The sequence below is a fragment of the Desulfosporomusa polytropa genome, assembly GCF_055380075.1.
This window is the reverse complement of the sequence record NZ_AP042400.1, coordinates 2,286,576-2,312,104: the sequence shown is the minus strand read 5'-3', so window position 1 is coordinate 2,312,104 and position 25,529 is coordinate 2,286,576. Positions and strand designations below refer to the sequence as shown.

General features: G+C 43.1%; 31 protein-coding genes and 2 pseudogenes. 26 read left to right on the top strand and 7 right to left on the bottom strand.

The window, feature by feature from the left end:
- Positions 1–144 precede the first annotated feature (144 nt).
- The 7 genes from ACZ449_RS12775 to ACZ449_RS12745 all read left to right on the top strand — a co-directional run bounded on the left by ACZ449_RS12775 (position 145) and on the right by ACZ449_RS12745 (position 5,113).
- Entirely contained in the window at positions 145–1,248 is a 1,104-nt protein-coding gene (locus tag ACZ449_RS12775; protein ID WP_464261368.1) for a uroporphyrinogen decarboxylase family protein, read from the top strand.
- Positions 1,249–1,505: 257 nt separating this feature from the next.
- The gene (locus tag ACZ449_RS12770; protein ID WP_464261367.1) at positions 1,506–2,309 is read left to right on the top strand and encodes a methyltetrahydrofolate cobalamin methyltransferase; all 804 of its coding nucleotides are present in this window, start codon (positions 1,506–1,508) and stop codon (positions 2,307–2,309) included.
- A gap of 66 nt (positions 2,310–2,375) precedes the next feature.
- Positions 2,376–3,005, top strand: a complete 630-nt coding sequence (locus tag ACZ449_RS12765) for a cobalamin B12-binding domain-containing protein (RefSeq protein ID WP_464261366.1) — start codon at positions 2,376–2,378, stop codon at positions 3,003–3,005.
- Between the two features lie 80 nt (positions 3,006–3,085).
- Positions 3,086–3,349: a hypothetical protein gene (locus tag ACZ449_RS12760; RefSeq protein WP_464261365.1), complete on the top strand. Its 264-nt coding sequence runs from the start codon at positions 3,086–3,088 to the stop codon at positions 3,347–3,349.
- A gap of 178 nt (positions 3,350–3,527) precedes the next feature.
- Positions 3,528–4,118, top strand: a complete 591-nt coding sequence (locus ACZ449_RS12755; protein ID WP_464261364.1) for a GTP-binding protein — start codon at positions 3,528–3,530, stop codon at positions 4,116–4,118.
- Positions 4,115–4,543 (top strand): hypothetical protein, encoded by a 429-nt coding sequence (locus tag ACZ449_RS12750; RefSeq protein WP_464261363.1) that lies wholly within the window; start codon positions 4,115–4,117, stop codon positions 4,541–4,543. Before ACZ449_RS12755 ends, ACZ449_RS12750 begins: the two co-directional genes overlap by 4 nt.
- A gap of 114 nt (positions 4,544–4,657) precedes the next feature.
- On the top strand, positions 4,658–5,113 hold the full coding sequence (locus ACZ449_RS12745; protein ID WP_464261362.1) for a DUF262 domain-containing protein: 456 nt from the start codon (positions 4,658–4,660) through the stop codon (positions 5,111–5,113).
- Between the two features lie 838 nt (positions 5,114–5,951).
- Here the strand turns inward: ACZ449_RS12745 and ACZ449_RS12740 are convergent.
- Positions 5,952–6,275, bottom strand: coding sequence for a hypothetical protein (locus tag ACZ449_RS12740; RefSeq protein WP_464261361.1), 324 nt, complete (start codon positions 6,273–6,275; stop codon positions 5,952–5,954).
- 617 nt (positions 6,276–6,892) lie between these two features.
- Between ACZ449_RS12740 and ACZ449_RS12735 the strand changes: the two are divergent.
- From ACZ449_RS12735 to ACZ449_RS12720, 4 genes and pseudogenes are all read left to right on the top strand, one after another.
- Positions 6,893–7,315: pseudogene (locus tag ACZ449_RS12735) on the top strand (terminase TerL endonuclease subunit); the annotation flags it as partial.
- A gap of 96 nt (positions 7,316–7,411) precedes the next feature.
- On the top strand, positions 7,412–7,678 hold the full coding sequence (locus ACZ449_RS12730) for a type II toxin-antitoxin system Phd/YefM family antitoxin (protein WP_464261360.1): 267 nt from the start codon (positions 7,412–7,414) through the stop codon (positions 7,676–7,678).
- Positions 7,665–7,985 carry a type II toxin-antitoxin system RelE/ParE family toxin gene (locus ACZ449_RS12725; RefSeq protein ID WP_464261359.1) on the top strand — a complete coding sequence of 107 codons (321 nt, stop codon included), beginning with the start codon at positions 7,665–7,667 and terminating at the stop codon, positions 7,983–7,985. The genes ACZ449_RS12730 and ACZ449_RS12725 overlap by 14 nt, the downstream gene beginning before the upstream one ends.
- 92 nt (positions 7,986–8,077) lie before the next feature.
- Positions 8,078–8,566: a phage portal protein gene (locus ACZ449_RS12720; protein WP_464261868.1), complete on the top strand. Its 489-nt coding sequence runs from the start codon at positions 8,078–8,080 to the stop codon at positions 8,564–8,566.
- A gap of 149 nt (positions 8,567–8,715) precedes the next feature.
- Here the strand turns inward: ACZ449_RS12720 and ACZ449_RS12715 are convergent, their stop codons facing one another.
- Positions 8,716–10,458: a TIGR03768 family metallophosphoesterase gene (locus ACZ449_RS12715; protein WP_464261358.1), complete on the bottom strand. Its 1,743-nt coding sequence runs from the start codon at positions 10,456–10,458 to the stop codon at positions 8,716–8,718.
- Positions 10,459–10,643: 185 nt separating this feature from the next.
- Positions 10,644–11,366: a LytR/AlgR family response regulator transcription factor gene (locus tag ACZ449_RS12710; RefSeq protein WP_464261357.1), complete on the bottom strand. Its 723-nt coding sequence runs from the start codon at positions 11,364–11,366 to the stop codon at positions 10,644–10,646.
- A gap of 178 nt (positions 11,367–11,544) precedes the next feature.
- On the opposite strand from ACZ449_RS12710, the gene ACZ449_RS12705 reads away from it, so the two are divergent.
- Positions 11,545–12,771, top strand: coding sequence for a GHKL domain-containing protein (locus ACZ449_RS12705; protein ID WP_464261356.1), 1,227 nt, complete (start codon positions 11,545–11,547; stop codon positions 12,769–12,771).
- Between the two features lie 28 nt (positions 12,772–12,799).
- Positions 12,800–13,135 (top strand): hypothetical protein, encoded by a 336-nt coding sequence (locus ACZ449_RS12700; protein WP_464261355.1) that lies wholly within the window; start codon positions 12,800–12,802, stop codon positions 13,133–13,135.
- Here ACZ449_RS12700 and ACZ449_RS12695 read toward each other — a convergent pair.
- The gene (locus ACZ449_RS12695; protein WP_464261354.1) at positions 13,119–13,373 is read right to left on the bottom strand and encodes a hypothetical protein; all 255 of its coding nucleotides are present in this window, start codon (positions 13,371–13,373) and stop codon (positions 13,119–13,121) included. The two genes, ACZ449_RS12700 and ACZ449_RS12695, sit on opposite strands and share 17 nt — an antisense overlap.
- A gap of 59 nt (positions 13,374–13,432) precedes the next feature.
- On the opposite strand from ACZ449_RS12695, the gene ACZ449_RS12690 reads away from it, so the two are divergent.
- Positions 13,433–14,437 carry a DUF3089 domain-containing protein gene (locus ACZ449_RS12690; RefSeq protein ID WP_464261353.1) on the top strand — a complete coding sequence of 335 codons (1,005 nt, stop codon included), beginning with the start codon at positions 13,433–13,435 and terminating at the stop codon, positions 14,435–14,437.
- Here ACZ449_RS12690 and ACZ449_RS12685 read toward each other — a convergent pair.
- From ACZ449_RS12685 to ACZ449_RS12675, 3 genes are all read right to left on the bottom strand, one after another.
- Positions 14,427–14,597 (bottom strand): hypothetical protein, encoded by a 171-nt coding sequence (locus ACZ449_RS12685; RefSeq protein WP_464261352.1) that lies wholly within the window; start codon positions 14,595–14,597, stop codon positions 14,427–14,429. The two genes, ACZ449_RS12690 and ACZ449_RS12685, sit on opposite strands and share 11 nt — an antisense overlap.
- A 45-nt stretch (positions 14,598–14,642) precedes the next feature.
- Positions 14,643–15,152 carry a recombinase zinc beta ribbon domain-containing protein gene (locus ACZ449_RS12680; RefSeq protein ID WP_464261351.1) on the bottom strand — a complete coding sequence of 170 codons (510 nt, stop codon included), beginning with the start codon at positions 15,150–15,152 and terminating at the stop codon, positions 14,643–14,645.
- Positions 15,153–15,591: 439 nt separating this feature from the next.
- On the bottom strand, positions 15,592–15,915 hold the full coding sequence (locus ACZ449_RS12675; RefSeq protein WP_464261350.1) for a hypothetical protein: 324 nt from the start codon (positions 15,913–15,915) through the stop codon (positions 15,592–15,594).
- A 444-nt stretch (positions 15,916–16,359) separates the two neighbouring features.
- On the opposite strand from ACZ449_RS12675, the gene ACZ449_RS12670 reads away from it, so the two are divergent.
- The 12 genes and pseudogenes from ACZ449_RS12670 (at position 16,360) to ACZ449_RS12615 (ending at position 25,510) form a co-directional block, all read left to right on the top strand.
- The gene (locus tag ACZ449_RS12670; protein WP_464261867.1) at positions 16,360–16,644 is read left to right on the top strand and encodes a DUF1016 N-terminal domain-containing protein; all 285 of its coding nucleotides are present in this window, start codon (positions 16,360–16,362) and stop codon (positions 16,642–16,644) included.
- Between the two features lie 31 nt (positions 16,645–16,675).
- Positions 16,676–16,732: pseudogene (locus tag ACZ449_RS12665) on the top strand (hypothetical protein); the annotation flags it as partial.
- 174 nt (positions 16,733–16,906) lie between these two features.
- Entirely contained in the window at positions 16,907–17,365 is a 459-nt protein-coding gene (locus ACZ449_RS12660) for a PDDEXK nuclease domain-containing protein (RefSeq protein WP_464261349.1), read from the top strand.
- A 69-nt stretch (positions 17,366–17,434) separates the two neighbouring features.
- Positions 17,435–17,647, top strand: a complete 213-nt coding sequence (locus ACZ449_RS12655; RefSeq protein ID WP_464261348.1) for a hypothetical protein — start codon at positions 17,435–17,437, stop codon at positions 17,645–17,647.
- A 56-nt stretch (positions 17,648–17,703) separates the two neighbouring features.
- A complete protein-coding gene (locus ACZ449_RS12650) occupies positions 17,704–17,850 on the top strand; it encodes a hypothetical protein (protein ID WP_464261347.1) in 147 nt (48 codons plus the stop codon).
- Positions 17,847–18,254: a type II toxin-antitoxin system death-on-curing family toxin gene (locus ACZ449_RS12645; RefSeq protein WP_464261346.1), complete on the top strand. Its 408-nt coding sequence runs from the start codon at positions 17,847–17,849 to the stop codon at positions 18,252–18,254. The genes ACZ449_RS12650 and ACZ449_RS12645 overlap by 4 nt, the downstream gene beginning before the upstream one ends.
- A 127-nt stretch (positions 18,255–18,381) precedes the next feature.
- On the top strand, positions 18,382–19,638 hold the full coding sequence (locus tag ACZ449_RS12640) for a hypothetical protein (RefSeq protein ID WP_464261345.1): 1,257 nt from the start codon (positions 18,382–18,384) through the stop codon (positions 19,636–19,638).
- A 101-nt stretch (positions 19,639–19,739) separates the two neighbouring features.
- The gene (locus ACZ449_RS12635; protein ID WP_464261344.1) at positions 19,740–20,753 is read left to right on the top strand and encodes an O-acetyl-ADP-ribose deacetylase; all 1,014 of its coding nucleotides are present in this window, start codon (positions 19,740–19,742) and stop codon (positions 20,751–20,753) included.
- A gap of 97 nt (positions 20,754–20,850) precedes the next feature.
- Positions 20,851–21,504, top strand: coding sequence for a vWA domain-containing protein (locus ACZ449_RS12630; RefSeq protein WP_464261343.1), 654 nt, complete (start codon positions 20,851–20,853; stop codon positions 21,502–21,504).
- Positions 21,505–21,972: 468 nt separating this feature from the next.
- The gene (ettA, locus tag ACZ449_RS12625) at positions 21,973–23,655 is read left to right on the top strand and encodes an energy-dependent translational throttle protein EttA (protein WP_464261342.1); all 1,683 of its coding nucleotides are present in this window, start codon (positions 21,973–21,975) and stop codon (positions 23,653–23,655) included.
- A gap of 67 nt (positions 23,656–23,722) precedes the next feature.
- Entirely contained in the window at positions 23,723–23,956 is a 234-nt protein-coding gene (locus ACZ449_RS12620; RefSeq protein WP_464261341.1) for a hypothetical protein, read from the top strand.
- Between the two features lie 465 nt (positions 23,957–24,421).
- Complete coding sequence (locus ACZ449_RS12615) at positions 24,422–25,510, top strand: haloacid dehalogenase-like hydrolase (RefSeq protein ID WP_464261340.1); 1,089 nt, start codon at positions 24,422–24,424, stop codon at positions 25,508–25,510.
- Positions 25,511–25,529: the final 19 nt, after the last annotated feature.

Genomic DNA, 25,529 nt, shown 5'->3' with positions numbered 1-25,529 from the left:
ATATAACGCGTGCAACTGTTGAAGTGTTATGATATATAAATTATATTCATAATATTATAAAATATCGTCATTTTTTAAAATTTCAGTAACATGCTATTATAAAAAAACAGTTAGTCCAGATTTATTTAATATGGAGGGAAAATAATGAAATCAACTCAAGAATTATTCAATGAGCGTGTAAATCGGATAAAGACAGCGGTGGCTTTGGGAACGCCTGACCGAATACCAGTCGTAATTTCTAACGATATGTTCGCACCTGCCCATATGGGGATTAAACTAAGTGATTATGTAAAAGATTTTGCGTTATGTAACAAAACTATTATTGATTCCGCGGTAGAGCTTCAAGCGGATGGACTCCAGATAATCTGCCTTGACCCCAACATTCTTAGTACGCTCTGGTTTACCAAAATAAAAATGCCTGGTGTTGAATTACCAGAGAATTCTTTGTGGCAAGCGCATGAGTCCGAACTTATGACAGTCGATGATTATGACGTAATTATTAATAAAGGCTGGAATTATTTTGCCCAAGATTTCTTCATGAATAAACTTGATAATTTAATGGGGAAATTAGAACCGTTTTTTCAATATATGCCTACCGCTGTTCAAAATACTATCGCTGCAGGTATCGTGCCCTACAGCGGAGCTACGCTCGTACCGCCGTTCGAAATGATATGCGGCGCTCGATCAATGGCAAAATTTACGGTCGATTTATTCAAGATTCCAGACAAGGTACAAGCCGCATTTGACGTAGCAATGGTGGATATTGTTGCAAATTCAAAGCTGATGTTAGCCAATAAGCCTCTTTCTGCTTGGGTAGGTGGCTGGCGTGGCAATGGCGGTGCATTAAACAAGAAGCTTTGGAACCGCTTTGTTTGGCCCTATATGAAAAAACTGGCCGAAGTTACTATTGAGGCAGGTGTCATACCAACATTCCATGTTGATTCCGACTGGAGCCGCGATCTTGAACATTTTAAAGAATTACCGAAGGGAAAGTGCGTTTTCTACCCAGATGGTCTAACCAACATTTTTAAAGTTAAAGAAGTATTAGGTGATCATATGTGTATCAACGGTGATGTTCCCCCTGCGCTATTGTCAATTGGCACACCGGAAGAGGTATATAATTATTCACGTAAGCTAATTAATGAGATTGGACCAAGTGGTTTTATTTTAGGCCAGGGCTGCGATATTCCTTATAACGCCAAAATAGAAAATGTTAAAGCCATGATTTCCGCAGCTCTTGATAGTTAGGGATATTTTATTATTTACTACTGCAGCATATCTACTATCTTCAATTATTTGCTTCCAAAATCATCTCAAATAAACAACAACCATCTGAAACGCAGCTTCAACAGATGGTTGTTGTTAACAAGTACATCATGCTATAAACTAGCAGATATATTATGAAATGACTGAAAAAATTTGCTGAAATGCTGCTGCCAGCAGGGTAATAAGTACGGCTAGTAAATCTCTAAGTGTATTATATAGCAAGAAGAGGAGGATTTTACATGCTAATTATTGGAGAACTCATAAATACAAGCCGAAAGGCAATTCGTGAAGCGGTTGAAACAAGAAATGCAGCTTATATTCAAGAGGTTGCAAAACAACAGGAAGCCGCTGGTGCAAACTATCTGGATGTAAACTGTGGCACTATGGTTGGTCAGGAAATTGAGTGCATGGAATGGTTGGTAAACACCATCCAAGAAGTAACAGACATGCCGCTATGTATTGACAGCCCGGACGAGAATGCCTTAAAAGCAGGTCTGATTTTAGCCAAAACCGGAAATGGCAAGCGAATGATTAATTCCACAACTGCTGAAGAGAAACGCTACAACGCGGTTATTCCGCTTGTAAAAGAGTTTAACGCTAAAATTGTGGCTCTTTGTATTGAAGATGCAGGCATGCCGGAAACAGCCGAAGACCGCCTGCGGATTGCCAGCAAACTGGTTGATGATATGGCAAAAGAAGGCATTGAGCAAGATGATATCTACCTTGATCCGCTGATCAAGCCGTTAAGCACTAATGATAAATATGGCAAATCGGTATTGGATGCCATTTATGCTATCAAGCAAAAATATCCGGCAGTACACTTTACTTGTGGTTTGAGCAACATCTCCTACGGTTTTCCTAATCGGGCTGTTCTCAATCGCTTATTCGTAGTTCAAACCATGACTGTAGGAATGGATGGCTATATTCTTAACCCAACAGATAAAGCTATGATGGGCGTGGTATATGCCGGTCGGGCGCTATTAGGTAATGATAAATACTGTAAGAATTATCTAAAAGCTCACAGAAAAGGGATTTATGAATAATAACCTGTAATACAAGTGATGGAAGATGTTTGATTTGAAATAATAAATGATATGGGGGATTTTACGATGGCAAAAATTGATTTGGTAAAAGCGGTAACTGAATTAGAGGAAGATTTAGTAATTTCAGCAGTAAATGAACAACTGGCATCTGGTGTAGCAGCAGTTGAGATTCTTGGACAATTGCAGGAAGGTATGGAAGGCGTAGGCAAACTCTATGAAGCTGGTGAGTACTATCTGTCCGAACTCATTATGTCTGCAGAAGTATTCTCTAATTCAGCAGCTCTTCTGGGGTCAGCCCTTGCTGACGGCGGAGATAAAAAAGCCATTGGCACAGTTATTCTGGGAACAGTAAAAGATGATATTCATGATATTGGTAAAAATATCGTTTCTACCATTTTAAACTGCAACGGTTTCAAAGTAGTCGATATCGGTGTTGATGCCCCGATCGAAAGTTTCATTGATGCGGTCAAAACCCACAATCCAGATGTAGTAGGCATGTTCTGTTTGTTGACCACTGCATTTGATGTTATGAAAGAAACTGTAGCAGCTGTAAAAGCTACCGGAACTAAGGCAACTGTTTTGGTAGGCGGCGGCCCGGTAGATCCTAAAGTTGCTGAATGGTGCAGTGCTGATGGTTATTGCAGAAATGCCTATGATGCCGTAGAAATGTCGAAGAAGGCTTCAGGTGTAAACTAATCGTAAGTTTTCTTCGCGCTTATAGCGGGAATGTAGCTAGTTAGTTGCAAAATCTGGTTTGAAGGAGGGGACTCTCTGCCATGGGACAGGGCGATATAAGAAGTAAAAGTAATTTTAATACTGGTAAAGTTAATAATAAAATTTCTAAGATTGAGGATATTGCGATGCGGCAGGATACCCTGCCTGACAGTCAGAATGAATCTAACAAAAATGTTCAGGATGATATACGCCCAATTATTAATAGAATATTAAGCATTGCAAAAGAAATTGGTTGGCTTTCTGAGCACAAAGCCCCGGTGGAAAATGATAACGTTAAGCCTATCTCGCGAGTGGCCTCCCAATAGTAAAATAGAAAAGATATATACTATCTATTCTAAAAATAATCCGGGTTGCAGGGCAATCCGGATTATCTAGATAGAGAAAAAATCATCCAAGAATAACTGTCTAACTTGGTAGGTAGATGGTATACTGGTTTTGACATTAATAGATAACTTGCGTGAGTAAGTAAAAGGTGGAGAAAACATGCGTATTTTACTATTTGGCGGGTTCTTAGGTTCAGGTAAAACCACCACAATCTTGCAAATTGCTAAATATATTACCGAAAACAAGTTCGAGACAGTAGCGCTTATTGAAAACGAAATTGGCGAAGCAGGTATTGATGATAAGCTGTTAGCTGATAGCGGCTTACAAGTAAGGCCACTTTTTGGTGGCTGCGTATGCTGCCAGATTACAAGTGATCTAATAACTGCGATAAGAGAAATAAATGAAACCATTAAGCCAGATTGGTTGATTATTGAAATGACCGGGTTGGCTATTCCTGGGAATATTGCCAAATTGATTAATGAATATTGCAACTTTTATACTGGCTTTAAGACCATTACGATTGTTGATATGGGACGTTGGCCTGAGTTAAAAGAAATTCTAGGTCCCCTTGTTACCGGGCAGGTTGAGAAAACAGATTTTGTTATCATTAATAAAGCAGACATTGAAGGTAATGATAAGACAGAAATTATCGAAGACATTAGGCAAATAGTCAGTGGCGTACCCATTAAAGTTGCCAGTGCAGCCAATAAACTGCCTCCGGATGTAATTGAGGAGGTAATTTATTTTTGAAGAAATTTACACACAAACTCAAACAGGGTCATAATAACCCAATAACTGATGCCACAGTGTTTAGTAAAACGTATCATATTAGCTTTGAAAAGCCTGTTGTTAAGTCAAATATTGAGAAACTTGTAATCCAGCTAATCCAAGATGTTGGTAGACCCTTAGCTCATAATGGTATTATCGTCGGTCATATTAAGGTGCTTGCTAAAGTATCAGATGAGGATTTTCAGTTTTTATCACTTACAAGGCTAGATCGGGTGGATGTGAAGTCGTCGTCTCAATGGCAGACTGAATTATCTGGTGAATTTAATAGTATTAATTTGGATATCAACGTATTAGTCTTTGGGTATAAGCGAGAGGTCATAGAAGAAATAGTGAATGGTTCGCTTGTCGTTTTACGCTGTTTCGACGCCTCTACTCCCGTTAGCTAGGCGTGTTACATACATTCTGCCAAAAGAAGAACTACCAGCTAATAGAATAGTAGTGGTTCTTCTTTTTGGTGTATATCTGTAGTTTTCTTATTAAGTAGGAAAGAGGGCGTGCATATGATTGGGGCGGTTTCAACATATACATTACGCATTGAAGGTGAAGAACAATATTTTCCATGCGAGCAGGGGAAAACCATATCAGATGTTCTGCAGAATGGAAGCCTTAAAATCCCAGAGTATCAGCGCCCATATAAATGGGAACGTAGGCATATTTGCAATCTTTTTTATGATATACGAGAAGCCATTAAAGATAGAAAGCGCGAGTATAGAATCGGCTCTATTATTTTGCATAACAAAGATGATGAAAACATAGACATCGTAGATGGCCAGCAACGTTTGATTTCGATTGCATTATTCATGTATTGTGTTGCTAAAGACAATTTGCCTGATGGTGCTAATAACTTATTAAATGGCAGTTATGTAGGCATTTCACAGCTTCACGCTAAAGAGAACTATGATGAATGGCGTTTTCTATGTGGTTTAATTTCAAAGGAAGATGTCGATAACATTTGATATTATATGCTGAACCATTGCAAAGTTTCTGTTATAGAGATGCCGTCAGAATGCTTGTCAGAGGCTTTTCAACTTTTTGATTCGCAAAACAACCGTGGCAAGGCTTTAGAACCTCACGATTTATAGTGCCAATCGGGACGGTTCCGCCTGACAACGAAATTTCACTAATTTGTATTGCCAATTATCGAGATTGTGACTCACGGGGACAAAGGAAGACAAGTATAATCCAGGTGATGGTTCCTGACTGGAGAAGCAAAAAGGATACATGGTGACGGTTCTGCTGTTTCCTTATTTAAAAGAAGTATTAAAGAAAAAACACGGCATTTTTCAATGGCTGTGTTTTTTACTTAGTTGCCAATAGGTTTTTATCTGCTTAAAGGCCTAACCGGCACATTAAAAGCTTGCCCCGGATAAACGTTCGCATTATTATCTAATTTATTTATCTGCCGAATTTCAAAAACGACTTCAATACAAATAATAGTTCTTTGTATATAAGCAGATTAGGAAGGTCGCGGATCGCCTCCACCAATTAAATCCGGAATTTTGTACAAAAATTTCTAGGTGAAAAAGCCGATAATTATCTGCCTTTATGGAGATAATTATCGGCTTTTTGTTGCTTAAAAGGATCGAAATGTTGGTGATTCCCTCCACTTTTCCAGTGTTGCATATAAATATGGACTTTCGCACAGCCTGACGTTTCTGATTGTTCGCCATAATGCTTTTACGATGAGAGAACCCGGAGGTATACGATTTTGCGGTATGGTTCGGAACCGTGCCTATGATACAAAAGGAAGCATTCATTCAGCTAGATGGACGGAGTTCACATTTTGGCAGTCTGTCATTGACAGGGAGACTCTTGAAGAAATGACATAAACTCTTGACGGATATAGGAGATATCCCGCAGCCCTTCCTTGTAGGCAATTTCTGCTGCAAACCCGGATTCAAGGGCAGTGGCGGCCTCAAAATCCATGACCATACGAAGCAGCTCCGGGTGTTGTGCTTCCAGTCCTTTCGCCATTTTCAGCAGCTGTTCCAGGACAGTGTGAGCTTCTTTTACGGTTTTGCCGTATTTTCCGTCAGTGATTCCGGCTATACTGAGGATCGTATCCACTCGGTTAATAACGTACTGATCAAATGCCTGGTTTAAACTCCTTTTTAACATATCTATCCCCCCTCAGGCTGCGGCATAGACGCTACCCGTGCTGCCGTCAGCTTTTTAGGGGGAAATTAAAAAGCGCATGCGAGGTTTTTATCCTACACATGCGCTTTGCTTCATCGTTTGCTAAATTCCCCAATGCCAATAATAAGCCGGGATGTATCCGGCATGCAACAGAAAGGCGATCAACTATGTAATCAAATACTTGCCCTTCCGCTGACAATTTGTATTGAGGATAGATAAATCAGTTGCTGCGTTAAGTCGCACACACAGTCCGCATCCAGCCGACAACATCCATTACACCGGCTCCGCTGCTTGTTTTCAGAGGAACCCCATTGTATAATAGACATGTCGTCGTGGACAGCCTGGCTGTTACGTGTAGGTGCTTATTCACCTTTGCGCGTGCCTGAAAGTGTTAGCGCACTTTCAGGTCACGGCGACTTTTTAATTTCCACCTAATTCAGATTATAGCCTTTTTCAAGAAATTAGGCAATAGCAGAAGTGTAAACGAACGGACAGTTCTGCGAACTATTAACGATGCAAGCTTGCAGTCGGATTAAACCCATTATGTCGGTAAAGCGATTAGTTTACCACCCGACTAATAGTTACTATATCAAAACGACGAGGGTAATGTTGTTCATTATGGCTTTATTGAAGCATTTATTGAAGGACTTAATACCCTGTATAACATCAAAGAAAGCGCCTTTGATCGTTGGGGTGCGGTGCAGATGGTGCAGAACCTGGAAGGGATGGGTTTTACCGTCGTGCCTTTTGGACAAGGCTATAAGGATATGTCACCCGCTTCTAAGGAACTCATGAAGATAACCTTAGAAAAAAACATAGCTCGTGGTGGTAACCCAGTTCTCAGGTGGATGATGGATAACACATACGTAAAAACCGACCCTGCGTGAAACATAATAACGGACAAAGAAAAAAGCACCGAGTGTATTGACGGTGCTGCGGCTCTCATTATGGCATTGGATCGGGCGATACGCAATGTGAACAAGGCCAGTGTATATGATGAACGGGGAATACTGGTACTATAACAATTCAAAATTTTTCGAGCGTTACAGTATCAATGATTTTATTTTGTACATAATTATGCTATAATAATGCCAAAGTAATTTACGGGAGTGATATAGATGCCGGAAATTAGACCGATTACCGATTTGAGAAATACCAATGAAATATCTGAACTATGCCATAAAAGTCAAGAGCCAATTTTTATTACCAAGAATGGGTATGGAGATATGGTCGTTATGAGTATGAAAACCTATGAGCGACAAATGGCTCTAGTGGAAGTTTATAAAAAACTAGCAGAAGCCGAAAAGCAAATTGCCGATGGAGTGCCTTTGTTAGATGGCGAAGAAGTATTTAAGAAGCTGAGAAAAAAGTATGTCAGAGCATAATTATTGCTTGAGATTTACCCCAAAGGCGGAAGAAGATTTAGATGAAATCTACGCTTATATCTTCGGTACCTTGTCAGCTACTATTGCAGCAGACAACTTAGTAGATCACATGGAAAAGGCGATCATGCGTTTGAAAGAATATCCGTATTCTTGTCAAAAAGTGCTGGATGAGCCTCTCAAGGCGAGAGGGTATCGAAAACTAATCGTAGAGAATTATCTAGTATTTTATCAGGTAAATGAAGATCACGAGGAAGTAGTGATAATGCGTATCCTTTACGGCGCGAGCAAGTATCAAGACATCTTGTAAACAATTTTAATCAAATAATGAATAAGTATGTTGAGCATCTGTATATTGCAGGTGCTTTTTTTGCGCCCATTTTCAGGAGGTGATCCATGAAAATCCCAGTCCTATCACGGTTTTTTCAAACAAGAGCCAGCCCCAAAAACAGTACATGGGGAAGCACATATAGCTTTTTCTTCGGCACAAGCACTAGCGGCAAAACAGTAAACGAGCGAACAGCTATGCAAACAACCGCCGTATATGCCTGTGTTAGAATCCTTGCTGAAACCATAGCCTCGCTGCCCTTACACACTTACCGCTACACAAGCAGTGGCAAGGAAAAAGCAACTGACCACCTCCTATACTATCTCCTTCATAGTGAACCAAACCCTGAGATGACTTCATTTGTGTTTCGAGAACATCTTTTGTTATGGGGCAACGCCTATGCCCAAATCATCCGCGACGGTCGTGGCAGAGTGGTAGCTCTTTATCCGCTGCTACCAAATAAAATGACCGTCAATCGAAACGACCAAGGTCAACTCTACTACCAATACGGAAGCAAAGGGACGGTTCTGCTGCTTCCTAATCTGCTTATATACAAAGAATAGTTCTTTGTATATAAGCAGATTTGCAAGGTCGCGGATCGCCTCCACCATGCAAATCCGGAATGACTGAAAGCCCGCGAATCTCGCGGGCTCTTGTTGTTTGTGTGGACGGCTGGTGGAGGTAGCTTCCACCAGCTGTGATGCTTATACAATTATCCGTGAATCGGTGTTCCGTGATTCTTTATTTTGGCCTGCATTTCGGCGCTCAATTTGATAACAAGTTCGGCGTTGTATGCGCAGCTGGGAGTATAAGGCGGCATGCCATTGAATATTTCAGCAGTCGCGACAGCGTATGAGCGCGATATTGCGGCAGGCGAGCCGGGCGCCACAGCTGGATCAACATTAGCGGCCAAAATCGAAAGCGTGTCATCACTGTTGCGGACAATATCAAAAATACGAAACTGCTGGGGGAAATCTCTCAGCGAGGCTGTTTCCACTTCCCAGAAACCGAGTTCGGGGCGGCCGGCATCCGGCGAAGGCAGGGCTGTCACCGTATTGTAGTGGCGATGGCCCGCCACCCACAGGATGAGATTCGGATAGGTGTGCAGCTTGGCAATCAAGTCAGCTTCGGAGGGGGATGAGGCAGTGTCCCACATCGGCCCTATCCCGATGGGAACATGGGCGGCAACGATCATTAGCTTGCCATCGGCCTGGCCTTTGTCGAGTTCTTTTACCAGCCAGGCGTAACGCTCCTCATCAAGGGCGCCGCTGGCGCCGTTGGCGCGAGTCCCGAAGGCGGTATCGTCGTTTTCGGTGTCGTCAAGGACGATTACCCTGATGGGAAGGTCTGCTTTCGGCTCGAAAGTATAGTTGGCCAAGCCTGTTAGGGCGTTGTCCCGCGAAAATCCATGGCCTACAGGATTTGAGGCAGTATTGAAAAATTCAGCTATCCAGTCATTCTTGTCAATATGGCGGCGGTCAGGGTTGGCGTTTACTTTGGGGGGAGTGGCGAAATCAGCCTGCGACCCTGCCTTGATGACCTCTCCATAGGGGGTCGAACCGTCAATAACGCCCATATAGTACCCGCGGGTATCGAGGATTTTATCCGAAGTTATCTGTTCATCGATATTTAGGAGGGTTTCGCCGATCAGGGTCTGTTTCAGATAATCATTAGGGGCGAAAACCCCCGACCAGAAATGATCGTGATTGCCGCGCACCTGGTACCAGGGAATCGACTTATCAAGCCCGGCTGCCTTGTACTGGCGCAGATAATCGGTAGTAGCGACAGATTCAGGGTCGGAATTGGGGTTGATGGTTTGGCCGTCCAAAATATCGATATACCAACGCAGCTCATTGAACTGAGAGTTATTAATGGCATCACCCAAGAAGAGACCGAAATCGATGGCCGCTTTCTTATGCAGCGCGTTGACTGTCTGAACGGCGGCATCCAGAACATGCGTTGTATAAAGAATGACCGGCGAATACGCCGATGACATGCCAGGCTGGCCTTTAAGGCCAAAATAAATGGTCTGAGCCGGCGACTGCATATCGGTAATGTGAATATCGGTCATGGTAAAAAACCGCAGAAGGGTGGCTGCGGTTTTGGCAGATGCGCCGTTATAGCCTGGCGGCATGAGATCAAGTCTTTTTTGGAAAGAAAGGCCGCTGCCTGTCTGCCAAGCGCCGTAGCCATACTGCGAATATTGGGAAACCGCGTTGGGAAGAAGTTTGGGCGAGGTCGCCGGCACCGAAACCGGAATAACGGTATGCTCCAGGGTGGTGAGAACCTTGGAAGCTATTGGGTAGTTTGCTCTGGCTGATTGATTGTCTAACAAAGACTTATTCGCAAGCAACTGTTCAGCCCAGGCCGGACGGACGGGAAGGGCGCTGAGCGCCGCCAGCGCAAGTCCGGTATTCTGTAAAAATTTACGCCGTGAGAACTTAGAGCTGTTCATTAAATGTCCTCCTCAAAAATGTAATGTTGCAAGCTTCTGGCCCTATTCTAATTAATAGACAGTAAACTTTCTTCATGATACTAAATCGACAGTTTTTTATCAACGGAGCAAGGACTAATTGCAGGTTTTTGAGGAGATTTGACGAAAATGAAAACCATGCGTCTATTGACACATGGTAAGCAGGGCTACTTATTATGCAAAAGATTGTAAAAAGACGCCCGGGTCGCATTTTTATAGGTCCGGCTGATGGGGATGACCGTGCCATCCCGAAGAACGAAACTATCGCTGGCGTATTCCTCGACATACAGGAAATTCACGACAAAACTTTTGTGTGGCCGGAGCCACATTTTTGACGGATGACGCTGCGTGAATTCATCCAGTCTGGTATAAACAACCAATCTTTCATTTGGTGCTGCTAAAACAACCTCCACCTGGTTTCTGCGGCTCTCCAGATAAAGGATGTCATCAATCGGGATTCTCCGCTTTACGCCGCCGCTGGTGACAGCGATGGTTTCTTTGGCCAGGCCCTGCACTTCATCAATCGTTTTTTGCAAACAGGCGGTCACTTTCGCTGCGCCCAGCGGTTTTACCAGATATCCGGAGGCATTTACCTCGTACCCTTCGTAGACATACTCCGTGGAACTGGTCAAAAACACGATTTTGACCAACTTGTCCCACTGGCGGATTAGGCGCGCGCACGTCATGCCGTCCATATCGCCCATGATGATGTCCATAAATACGATGTCAAACCGCAGTTTTTTGCTCTCGATGGCCGAGATAAATTTTTCCGCGCTATCGTAGGCGAAAACTGTCCCGTCGATTCTCTGACTTCGCAAAAAAGTTTCTATTATAGTACATATTGCCTTTCTGTCGGTATTGCTGTCTTCACAAACCGCGATTATTAGCATAGTCCTCACCGTACCCTTAATAATAATTCAAACTAGCCGCGACAAGCGGCAGAGCAAAAACAGCGAACGATATTAAGCGAATAACAACTGATACTTCTTAGTTTGGAGAATTTTTATGCAAGAATTTACGACAATTTTACCGCCTGTATTCACCTTTATCTTCCTGGTAACGAATATTTTGCTTACTTATATTTTCTTAACACCAAGGGGCCATTGGGGGGGCCACATTCTGGCCTTTGCTGTTGCCTGGGTCGCCGAACACTTGCTGCGCAGTTTGCTGCAAACGGTAATTCTCGATCATTTTTTACTCAGCTATATAGTGGGCTTATTGTATATCATCCCGATTGCGCTGATTTTTAAAGAAACACTCCAGGCTAAGCTTTTTGTTTTCTTTTTGATTTTTTCCATGTCGCAGTTTTTTATCCTTATCTTCTTGTTCTTAGAACAATTGGTGTTTAACCAAATAGTATTCATTTTCATGTTGACGGGCGCGTTGCTTGAAATGGCATCGTTACCGTTAATAAGAAGATATGTCAAGCCGCTTGTCAGAGATATTATCGATATCATAAGCCAGCAAAATACCAGTTTCACTTTTTTTCCCGTTTTGGCGTTCATACTAATGTCGTTTTATGGTGTGCGCGCAAACTCATTGGTAGCTAATTTTATACCCTTGATATTAAGCACCCTATTGCTTGTCTATGCCTATTACCTGATAGCCAGATCCATCGACCAGACCAAGCGGCACCAAGCGCTGGAAAAACATTTGGCGCTGCAGCGCGATCACTATCAAAATCTATACAAAAGTATTGCCGATACCAAGGCAATTCGCCATGATTTGCGCCATCATCTGGCGACGCTCACAGAGTTCCTGGGGAAAAACAATGCTTCGGCTGCCTTGGAATATATAAACCAATTAAGCCGCATCTACGACGACAGTTTCCTTCCCAGCGTGTGCAGCAACAAATCCGCCGATGCGCTCATTGCTCATTATCTAAAAATGGCTAAGCGGCTGAATATTGCCACCGCCACAGAGCTGAACCTGCCTGACGGCCTGGGTATCGATGAACTGGATCTATGCGTTATTCTTGGCAACTGTCTGGAAAACGCCATCGAAGCCTGCAGTAAAATAGGCGGCGAGGAGTCGGGCTGTATCGACATAAAGAGCGAAATAACCAAAGGGCATTTATTGATTACAATAACCAATTCTTTCAATGGCCTTGTTTTGCCCCGGGATGGGGATAGGTTGCTCTCTACAAAAAAAGGCGCGGACCATGGAATGGGCCTTTCCAGTGTGAAAGCATTAGCGGCTAAGTATGCCGGCCACTTTGACAGTTCTTTCGACCAACGGGTTTTTAAAGTGTCGGTGTCCCTGAAGTTGCCGAAAAATCTTGCGGCTTCCGGGTAACGCAGCTCATGAAAAAGAAGAACCATGCATGATGATGCATAGTTCTTCTTTTTCGTCAATTCTCCTCAAAAACCTGCGAGTTCTACGAGGGTTATTGATAAAAATATGTCATAATAAGTATGCTGATGTAAAGATGGGCATCAGCCAAAACATCCCGATGGAGGCGGATGAAGACGACGATTTCGATTCTGGGATCATCGGTTTCAATATGACGCCATGGGAATTTTATATCGGCAATCCCGCCGCATCGAACAACACGGATATTCTCAAAGATTTTTCCGGGGCGATGATAGGGCAGGAGACGACGGCAACGCCGATGCCGGTCAATTCCTTCTGGATCAAAGGCATTACCGGGGTACGATAAATGTGTCGCAGTTTCTGACCATTTGGCCGCTGATGCCATGAGCGGCTGGGCTCCGTTGACGGTCGCGACCGGAACCATTGTGCAGCCGACTTATATTAATAACGGTGCGCTGATTTATCCCAACTTTTCCAGCGTCTCCGGGGTAACCGCGGTTGATGGGGTAGTCTACGACTCGGTGGTCATGCTGCAGGCCGGCGATTACGCCGACTACTCGCTGGTATTCCTGGCTACGCCGCACGGAACCGCTCCCGGCGGCAGGTAAAAGCAGGATTTAATAAATAGTAGAGGAGAATGTACATGCGTATTAAGAAAATTATCCTGGTAGTTATTGCTCTCGTTTTTAGTTTCACCCTTGCGGCACAGGCAAATGAAAAAGGGGCTACCGATTACTCAAAGCCTGAACGTTGGCTGGCTTTACCTGCTGCTGTTGAAAAAGAAGTGGATGTATTTTTTCTCTACCCGACCGCCTGGCAAAAGGTCGATAAAAATGAGCCGAACATCTGTGAGATTGACAACAAGTCAATGGTGCAAGGTGCAAAGGCAGCACTCGGCAGACAAGCCACCGTGTTTGAAACTGTCGGTAATATTTACGCACCTTATTACCGGCAGGCAGATGGCGCATATACCTTAGCTTTGACCGTCAAAGAGCAAGCTGCCCTCCTTGGCAGCCTGCCGAAATCAGATGTGTTTGCCGCGTTTGACTATTATATCGAACACTATAATCAGGGTCGTCCGTTTATCTTAGCTTCGCATTCCCAAGGCTCGGACCTGATGCTGATTATTTTGGCGGAATATATGAAAGAACATCCCGCTGTGTATCAAAGAATGATCGCGGCCTATGTGATCGGTTATTCGGTCACCGAGGACTACCTGGCAAACAATCCGCACCTGAAATTTGCGCAAGGCCCTGACGACACCGGAGTCATCATCTCCTATAACACTGAAGCGCCTGTGATTAAGGGGAAAAATCCGGTCACGTCGCCTGGAGGCATTGCGATAAACCCTATAACCTGGACCACAGAAGAGACCTTGGCAACAGCAGAGCAAAGTCTCGGTTCTAGGCTGTTAGATAAGGCCGGAAACTGGGTGCTGGTAAAAAATTATGCCGATGCCCATGTCGACAAAGCCAGAGGGGTTATCATATGCAGCACCGCTGATGTCAAAACATTTTCGCCGGGAAATGCTGTATTCCCCCAAGGGGTTTACCATAGCCTGGATTATCCGTTTTATTACTATAATCTCAGGGAAAATGCCGCGAAACGGACGGCAAAATACCTGGCCCTGCAGGCGGCTATCCAATAGCTGCGAGGGTTGATACATCGATTGATAGTACGGTTGTTAAAGTGGGATTAAACACTGCCCGGAGTTCCTCCGGGCTATTGTCATTCTCAAGGAGTGTATCTATATAATAATTGATATCATCGTCGGTCATGTCACTTTGCTCTTTGCTTGATATAGACAATGCTGAGTCAATCTCTCCTTTGCGCTGTTTTAAAAGACGCATTTTTTACTCTTTTTCAACATTACCCAGTATTTTTTTTAACATCTTTACTTCAGAGGCAAAAGTATTAAACTTTTCGTTCAATACTTTTCGAATTTTTGCAATTAACTCGGATCTGTCCTCAGCTAAAATTAAACGTAATTGATGCAAAACTAAAGATTCCAAGTGCTCTTTTTTAATTCTACCTTGCTCACAGCTCCTTTTGTTGTGCTTAGTATAGCATCTGTAGTAAAAATAGTCTTTATCACGTGATTTTCCAGATCCCCCTGACATAGCCGAACCACAGCCACCGCAACGTACAAGCCCAGATAGTAGGTAAAGCTGTTTTGCTTTGTTTTTTGCTCTTGCTTTTTTGTTACGCTCCATGCGTGCCTGTACTTTATCCCATAATTCTTGAGAAATGATTGAAGGGATGCCTCCGGGAACTTTAATTACCGATTCACTTTCTTTATGGTTATTACGACTTTCATTTTTCCTCCCTTTACTCGCCCCCAGGTGTAGATACCTACATTCCATCTTTCACTTCATAAATATATTCGCGCACAGGAATACGTAAGAGTTGTTGAGAGGTTATTTCGCTAATCGCATATCTATACTTTTTTTCGCCGTTGTACTCGTACGGCGATACGCAATAATCTTTAACAGCAGCCATGTGGGTGGATCAGCAAGGTCTCGGATCGCCTCCACCAATTAAATCCGGAATTTTGTACAAAAATTTCTAGGTGAAAAAGGATCGAAATGTTGGTGATTCCCTCCACTTTTCCAGTGTTGCATCTAAATATGGACTTTTCGCACAGCCTGACGTTTCTGATTGTTCGCCATAATGCTTTTACGATGAGAGAAGTTGGAGGTATACGATCTTGCGGTATGGTTCGGAACCGTGCCTATGATACAAAAGGAAGCATTCATTCAGCTAGATGGACGGAGTTCACATTTTGGCAGTCTGTCACGTTTGTCATTGACAGGGAGATTTTTGAAAAAATGACATAAACTCTTGACGGATATAGGAGATATCCCGCAGCCCTTCCTTGTAGGCAATTTCTGCTGCAAACCCGGATTCAAGGGCAGTGGCTGCCTCAAAATCCATGACCATACGAAGCAGCTCCGGGTGTTGTGCTTCCAGTCCTTTCGCCATTTTCAGCAGCTGTTCCAGGACAGTGTGAGCTTCTTTTACGGTTTTGCCGTATTTTCCGTCAGTGATTCCGGCTATACTGAGGATCGTATCCACTCGGTTAATAACGTACTGATCAAATGCCTGGTTTAAACTCCTTTTTAACATATCTATCCCCCCTCAGGCTGCGGCATAGACGCTACCCGTGCTGCCGCCAGCTTTTTACAGGGGGAAATTAAAAAGCGCATGCGAGGTTTTTATCCTACACATGCGCTTTGCTTCATCGTTTGTTAAATTCCCCAATGCCAATAATAAGCCGGGACATATCCGGCATGCAACAGAAAGGCGATCAACTATGTAATCAAATACTTGCCCTTCCGCTGACAATTTTGTATTGAGGATAGATAAATCAGTTGCTGCGTTAAGTCGCACACACAGTCCGCATCCAGTCGGCAACATCCATTACACTGGCTCCGCTGCTAGTATGTATGATGAGCGGGGGATACTGGTACTGTAATATTAGAAAAATTATGCTATAATTGTGGCGAAATCAGTAAAGGGTGATTTGAAATACCATCGATACTACCGAAGAGGTGAGCCAGCTTGAAGTTAATGGATATAAGTTTATATCAAGATATTAAACGAATTTTAGAAAATGCACGGGCAAAAGTCTACACCGCTGTTAATTTTGTTGCTATGGTTGAAGCGTATTGGAATATTGGCAAGAGTATTGTAGAGAAACAAGGCGGTGCCGAAAGAGTAGAGTACGGAACGGGTCTATTAAAGGACTTATCCAGGCAGCTGACAGTAGATTTTGGCAAGGGGTTTACAATTACAAATTTAAGTTATATGCGTCAATTTTTATTTAGCCTTTCCAAATTATCACTCACTGCGTGATGAATTGAGTTGGACACATTATCGATAGCTACTGAAAGTAGAAAATGAAAAAGCAAGACAGTTTTACCTTGAAGAGTGTGCAAAAGCTAACTGGAGCACAAGACAACTAGAACGGCAAATCAATTCATACTTCTACGGGCGGCTTTTATCCAGTAAAGAGAAAGAGCCTGTTAGAAATGAGATATTTTCTCTTGAGAAAAGCATTCAGGCGGAAGATGTTATTCGAGACCCATATGTTCTAGAATTTTTAGGGCTTGAACAAGTGCCAAGCTTGTTTGAAAAGGACCTTGAACAGGCACTCATCGATCATCTGCAAAAGTTTTTGCTCGAATTGGGTCGCGGGTTTTCATTTATAGCCAGACAGAAACGGATTACTTTTGATGGAAGGCATTTTTTCATTGACCTGTTGTTCTATAACTACATTTTAAAATGCTTTGTGATAATTGATTTAAAAATTGGAGATTTAACTCACCAGGATTTAGGACAAATGCAAATGTATGTGAACTACTATACTCGCGAGATGAAAAATGAAGGTGATAATCCACCGATTGGTATAGTGCTTTGTGCAGACAAAGGCGATTCGGTGGTACGCTATACTTTGTCGGAAGAAAATACGCAGATATTTGCTTCTAAGTATAAGCTGTACCTCCCTTCGGAAGAGGAATTAAAGCGAGAGCTCGAAATCGAATGTGAGATTTTAGAGCGCGAAAACAAGTTATAGAAAAAAATAAATATTTAGCATCTGTTATTGCAGGTGCTATTTTTTATGCCCATTTTTAGGAGGTAATCAGTGAAAATACCACTCATATCACGATTTTTCCAAACAAGAGCCAGCCCGCAAAATAGCATATGGGGCGGCAGCGCATATAGCCCAATAGGTGTGCAGCGGAACTATGCGGCGCACAAGGCGGTTGCTGTTGAGGTGCATTTGATTCCGGAAGAATTGGCTAAGGAAAAAATAAAGACCTCCGGCTGGGAGGTTAAACATGTTTGGCGGTGTTGAATGTAGGAAGCTGTTTTTGTTATAATATAAATACGGAATGAAAGGGGCTGAGCCAAATGCTAATTAAAAAGAAATCTACCGATGGCACTGTTAATAATACTACTGCAGATACTAGAATAAAGGCTGAAAAACAAGAGGTTATATCGGCTGTTGCAAAAGCCGGAAAAAGATATAATAGAATGCTTAGCCGACTAAGTAAGTGAAGCTATTAGAGGTTGAACACATACTTGAAATACATGAGTATGGTATATGTAATTTTTCCGGGTTAGGTGGTTTGCGGGAAGACTCAGTAGCTAAAATTGAGTCTATATTGTCTCAGCAATATCCGTTTTTTGGCGTGGAGCAGTATCAAAGTTTGTTTGAAAAAGCTGCCATGTTGCTCTACCTTTTAGCAAAAGGACATTGCTTTCCAGATGGAAATAAGCGAGTTGCAATATTAGCAGCAATTGTATTATTGGACATTAATGGTTATGAAACAACCTTTACAGATGATGAAGGTTATGAAATGACCATGGAGGTATCCAATTCAAGTATTCCTGAAGAAAATCGTGTTCAGTATGTTAAGTGGTTAGCCAATTGGTTGGAACAACATAGCCAGCAAATTTAAAATATAAATTAGTGAAACTGTTGCTCTTTATTTGGCAACAGTTTTTTATTTTGCATGACTATCAACTTGACTTTATGGGGCTTCAGAGTGATGAATAGTACAGGAACTTAATAGAAAGGAGAGCTTTATGCGAGTAAAAATTTTAGAGCCGGTTAAACCAGTTGAGTTAAAACGTAAGCGGGTTTGTGCTTATGCCAGAGTATCTACGGCCAGTGAAGCCCAAGGTGAATCACTGGAAAACCAAACCACCCATTACCAATCTTTAATTGAGTTCAAAGCTTTGAATGTACCCACTCCTCCGCTGGGCTATTGGGCGAAAGTCCGAGCCGGCGCAAAAGTTAAGAAGACGCCCCTTCCTAAAATACAAGGGGTTACTGAGATTATTGGTGCAAAAACTTTTGAGGGAGTTAAGGAGAAGATTACTGATCCAGCCAAGCAACAATTTGAATTTCTATCGGACACCGAGAGTGAAAAAGTTCTTCGTGCTGTCCAGGAAATCAAGATGCCTGCTGAAAATGATCAATTACATAAAAAAATAGCTGCGTACAGAGCTACTGTCAAAGAGTGGAATCAAAAAGACAGAAAAGAAGAAGGAGCACAAAGGAAAAAAGACTATTATTATGATCCACCTTTTTTTGCTGGATTGATTTCGAAAGAGTCACTTCCCCGCGTGTACCGAATACTTGACGCAGTATTTCGCCAGGTTGAAAGTCTAGGCGGTTCTGTTAATGATGACCTTTCACTTCAGGTAAGAAACGAACAGGTACGTATCGAAATTGTAGAGAACCAAGATAAGGTTGAGCATGTGATTACAAAGCAGGAAGCACAAGCCCTTATTAAGTATAGAGATGAGAAACGTCACAGTTCATGGGCATCAGAACCTCAGATTCGTAAGTATGACTATGTATTTAATGGAAGGCTTAGGATAAGCATTCGTCAGGGCAGATATTTTAGAGACACGGATAAAATTAATGTTGAATCTCGGCTTGATGAAATGTTGATAGAACTCTATGAAGAATCTGAAGTGGTTCGACTTGACCGAGAAGCTAGAGAGGAAACGGCTCGGAAACAGGCAGAAGCAGAACGCCGGAAGGAAGAACGGCGAATAAGATATAATGAAGAAGTAGAACGGACAATAGCATTGGAAAACGAAGCAATAGACTACGAGACTGCGCGTAGAATCCGTGCTTATGTCAAAGCGGTTGCGGCTCCAGGTGGCCAAGATGGATTGGATGAAGAAACTGCCGCTTGGGTTGATTGGGCGACGAAGAAAGCTGACTGGTTTGATCCAACAGTGGACAGAAAAGATGAACTGTTTGGAGAACGGGAACACGAAAAAAGTCTGAGCGAGAAAGTTCTTAAGAAGTATGGACAGTATTGGTGAGTGAGTCGGCGTTTAATAACCCAACAATGAGTTGCTGGACATAGAGTGATTAAACCATTAACTGCAAGGTACTGTTTTGTAGTAAGAAAGGGGATGGAGCAATGCCGCTTGAAATAATACGTAATGATATAACAAAAGCTCATGTTGACGCTATTGTCAATGCCGCAAATTCATCCTTGCTTGGGGGCGGAGGCGTTGACGGAGCAATACATCGAGCCGCAGGACCGGAACTCATTGCAGAGTGCCGTACCCTTGGTGGATGCAAGGTTGGACAAGCTAAGATAACAAAAGGATATAAGCTGCCTGCAAAGTATGTCATACATACTGTTGGTCCGGTTTGGCACGGTGGAAAAAATAACGAAGAAGAAATGCTGGCTGATTGTTATAAAAACTCGCTTGCATTGGCTAAAGAACATAGTTTTGAGAGTATTGCCTTCCCTTTGATATCCTCAGGTGCTTTTGGGTATCCCAAGGACAAAGCGTTTAAAGTGGCGATTTCTGTAATTGGTGACTTTCTTTTTGATAATGAAATGACGGTTTATCTGGTAGTGTTTGACAAGGCATTCTTTACGCTGTCCGAAAAACTGTTTTCATCAATTGCGCAATATATCGATGATAATTATATTGAAGATCATCTGACCGAGCGCTACAACCGGTTTGAAGAAAGGCGTTTGCTGAAAGATTATTGTTTAAAAGAGCCTATGTTTTCATCTATGGAAGCACCTGCTCCAGTGGGAAAGCGTAAACGTAGTCTTGATGATGTAGTAAAGCAGATGGACGAAACTTTTTCCCAGATGCTCTTGCGTTTGATTGATGAAAAGGACATGACAGATGCTGAAGCCTATAAAAAGGCGAATGTTGACCGGAAACTATTTTCAAAGATTCGAAATGACTTATATTACAAACCAAGCAAACCTACCGTTATTGCCTTTGCGATAGCACTCAGTCTGAATCTTGATGAAACCAGGGATTTCCTGTTTAAGGCTGGCTTTGCCCTTTCTAACAGCAGCAAATTCGATATTATCATTCAGTACTTTATCGAAGAGGGAAATCACAATATTTTTGAAATAAACGAGGCTTTGTTTGCCTTTGAACAAAACATGCTGGGAAATTAGCACGGTTGTCCAGGCAATTTGTCGCTTGCCATGCGACCAATCTGCAGATCCAAAATGTTATCCTTAAACCACGATAAATGGTTGGGAGGATAACAACATGAAAAAAGGTTTGACTGAACTGGTTTTTATTCTTGACAGAAGCGGATCAATGAGCGGACTTGAAAGTGATACTATTGGTGGCTATAATGCCATGCTGGAAAAACAGAAGAAAGAACATGGAGAGGCTGTCATAACCACAGTTTTGTTTGATGACCAGTATGAATTGTTGCATGACCGCATTAACCTACGGGGTATTGCGCCCATAACGGACAAGGAGTATTATGTGCGCGGTAATACGGCATTGCTGGACGCAGTTGGTAAAACCATCAATAAGATAGGAAATGCCCAGAAACATACTGACGAAGATGAACGCGCTGAGCATGTGATGTTTGTGATAACTACAGATGGTATGGAAAACGCGAGCCGTGAATTCAGCTATGAAAAAGTGCGCAAAATGATTGAACATCAAAAAAACAATTATGGGTGGGAGTTCATTTTTCTTGGTGCAAACATTGATGCTATTGCCACGGCAGAGCGATTTGGCATCAGCGAAGACAGAGCGGCAAATTATAATGCAGATAGTGAGGGGACATTACTCAACTATGCAGTAGTAAGTGAAACAGTAAGTTGCCTGCGAGCCAGCCGCCCCATATCAGAGAATTGGAAAGAGCGCATCGAAGATGACTTCAAAAAGCGCGGAAGTGGAAGATAAATATGAATGTTGTGTTTTATATTGCAGGATAAAGTCAAATAGATAAAGAAAATAACCATAATTTACACGAAGAGTAAATTATGGTTATTTTTACATGAACGATGTTATAGGACGTTATCCACCCATCCGTTTCATACATCAGAATATGGGTTATGGGACTTATCTTGTGATTCGTTACCAAAGGGTACAAAGCACAGTGTGACGTTAGAATTTGGTGCGATAGCAGACATTACAAATAATTTTGCTGATCAAAGCTCTTGATGGAAGGCGTGCGTGCGGATTCGTATTGACTGCCTATGAGATGACATGTTGAGTGTGTTGCGATGACGGGATGTGCTATAATTATATGTAGATAATTGCACTTGTTTTTTATTTGCTATGAAGAATTAGTTTATTTGCCCGCAAATTTGATAGTGTTATCAAGAAATTATTATTACTTTTAACTGAAAATTTTTAAGAGGTGAGTAAATGAGTCAGGAAATAGACAAAATTATTTATTCCATGATCCGTGTATCTAAAAAACACGGGCAGAAAGAAGTCCTCAAGGACATTTCGCTCTCTTACTTTTACGGAGCAAAAATCGGTGTCCTGGGTCTGAACGGATCCGGCAAAAGTTCGCTCCTCAAAATACTGGCCGGAGAAGATCAGAGTTTTGACGGTAAGACCGTTATCGCCCCCGGCTACACCATCGGTTACCTCCCTCAAGAGCCGTTGGTGGATGAAACCCGCACCGTGCGCGAGGTGGTGGAAGAAGGCGTAAAAGAACTGGTTCAGATTCGTGATGAGTACGAAGCCATCAACGCCAAATTTTCCGAGCCCATGGAACCGGACGAAATGGACGCGCTTATCACCCGCCAGGGTGAAGTGCAGGAACTTATGGACAGCAAGGGCGTCTGGGATCTGGACTCCAAGCTTGAAATGGCCATGGACGCTTTGCGCTGCCCTCCGCCCGACTCATCGGTTTCGGTGATTTCGGGCGGTGAACGCCGCCGTGTGGCCTTGTGCCGCCTGCTGCTGAAAAACCCGGACATCCTGCTTCTGGACGAACCAACCAACCACCTGGACGCTGAATCGGTATCCTGGTTGGAACATTTTTTAAATACTTTCCCCGGTACTGTAATTGCCGTAACCCACGACCGTTACTTCCTTGACAACGTGGCTGGATGGATTCTTGAACTTGATCGCGGTCGCGGCATTCCCTGGAAGGGCAATTACTCTTCCTGGCTGGAACAAAAGCAACAACGTCTGGCCAACGAAGAAAAAAGCGAATCTGAACGTCAGAAGACCCTGTCCCGCGAACTTGAGTGGATCCGCATGGCTCCCAAAGGACGCCACGCCAAGAGCAAAGCCAGGATCAACGCTTATGAAGCCATGCTTTCACATGAGTCTGAGCGCTTGGGTAAGGATTTGGAAATATACATTCCACCGGGACCGCGCTTGGGTAAGATCGTCATTGAAGCCGACAATGTCAGCAAAGCCATGGGCGACAAGGTGCTCGTGGAAAACATGAGCTTCATGATTCCGGCTGGAGCCATCGTCGGTATCATCGGCCCAAACGGAGCCGGTAAAACCACTCTCTTCAAGATGATCACCGGACAGGAAAAGCCCGACAGTGGTACCCTGAAAGTTGGCGAAACCGTTAGTTTGGCTTACGTGGACCAGAACCGCGACTCCCTTGAGCCCGAAAAAACCGTCTACGAAGTTATCAGCGACGGCTACGACACTATCAAGCTAGGCAACCGCGAGATTAACTCTCGGGCTTACTGCGCGCGCTTCAACATCATGGGACAGGACCAGCAAAAGAAAGTGGACGTGCTATCCGGCGGTGAACGCAACCGCGTTCATCTGGCCAAGATGCTGAAAACCGGGGCCAACGTAATCCTCCTTGACGAACCCACCAACGACCTGGACGTGAACACCATGCGCGCCCTGGAAGACGCACTGGAGAACTTTGCCGGTTGCGTGTTGGTCATCAGCCACGACCGCTGGTTCCTTGATCGCATCGCGAGTCACATCATGGCTTTTGAGGGTGACTCCGTCGTGACCTTCTTTGAGGGTAACTATTCGGACTACGAAGCCGAACGCAAAAAACGCCTTGGCAAAGAAGCCGAGCAGCCGCATCGACTGAAGTTCAGAAAACTCACCCGCTAGGAAGCTACTGAAACCCCCGGATTTTTGCAGTCAAAAAATCGGGGTTTGGCGCACAGCGAAGCAGTTTATGCACATTTTGTCAGTGGCTGAAGCGATAGAAGAGTTTGATGTTGATATGTATTTTGTATTGATTGAGATTATTGTTGTGAATGATAGTAGAAAGCTGACAATGAGCCTAGGGGCATCTAAGGAACGGTTCTGTCGATGTAAAAGAAATTTATCGGTGCCCGACGGTTATCGTGATGTAAATTATGAAGCAGACATCTGCTTTGACGCCTGCAGTGGTTTTTTGCATGAATAGCTGTCTTTTAACGATTTGCCGAGCGGGGTTTCAATTTTAACGATTTCAGGTGATGTAATGCGCCGAACGGTGTAAGACGGTGCAGTTTAGCAATAGATAGTTACTTTGCCAACTTAAGCCCCCATCATTTATTGATATAGTAAAAGATGGGGGCTTTTTTGCGTAAAAGACAGAATGATACATGGTGACGGTTCTACTGTTTCCTTACTTAAAAGAAGTATTAAAGAAAAAACACGGCATTTTTCAATGGCCGTGTTTTTTACTTAGTTGCCATCTCCCGTAACACTTCGAAATTTTAATGGTATTATATGTAAATTATGACAAAATTTTTAAATTGAAAAGAGTATATTAAAGTTGTACAAAATATTTTTTAGGGAGGCGGAAAGTCGAATAATTCTCCAGCAAAGCAGGCTCTTGTGAATTATGGTACAAAAGAAAGAGAATGATAGGGAGGAATTTTTAATAATGAATTTGAAAAAGTTATGTTCTGTCGTAGCACTCAGTGTAGTGCTTGGGTTTCCAATAGGAAATACTGCCATTGAAGCGGCTCCCATTTCAGAAATCGCAGCCATTTCTATAAACCGTGATGGCGGCAACTTCCAGTATTGGAACGATGGAGGCGCGTCGAAAGCAGCATTGATGAATTATGTTAAGGCTGTCGCAGACCCGATTAGTAATGATTTTATCCCAGTCAGTGACCGCATTGCCGTCTTTGATATGGATGGAACATTCTACTGCGAGACTGCTCCGACTTATTCGGAATGGGCACTTTATCTCCATAGGGTGCTAGACGATTCCAGCTATACCCCAACGGAGTCCGAGAAAGCTTATGCGAAGCAGTGTCTGGAAGCCGCGCGGAATCATTCCATCTCCACGGACATGGATAAAGGCGAAGATATGGCTCAGGCCTATGCCTTTGAGGGAATGACTTTACCGGAGTTCAATGCATATGTGAATGATTTCATGGAAACACCGCTGAATGGACTTTCCAATATCACGTTTAGGGAAGCCTATTATTTGCCGATGGTTGAGGTCATCTCCTATCTCAATACAAATGATTTCACGGTCTACGTCGTTACTGGTACAGATCGTCAGCTGGTTCGTGAGTGTCTTAAGGGAGTAATCCCTATCGAAGCCAATCACGTCATTGGTACGGACAGCATTAGTCTGGCAGAAAATCAGGGCTTCGCTGATGGCATGTACTATGTATTCAATCAGAAAGATAAGCTGGTTCGTGGGCCTTATCAGATGACTAATAATAAGATGAATAAGGTTTCCAATATTGCTCGTGAAATCGGCAAGCAGCCGGTTCTGGGGTTTGGCAACAGTAGCAGTGATGAGTCCATGCTTCAATATGTATTGGCGAATAATAAATACAAGAGTATGTCCTTTGGTGTGGTCTGCGATGACGATGTCCGTGACTTTGGCGGCGAAAACAATTGCCATAAGTTCCGTAGCCTGTGTGAGAAAAATGGCTGGATTCCAATTTCTATGAAGAATGATTGGAAAACGATATACGGGAATAATGTAAGCAAGATGATGCAAAAGTTTTGAGTGTATCCAAGATTTTTTC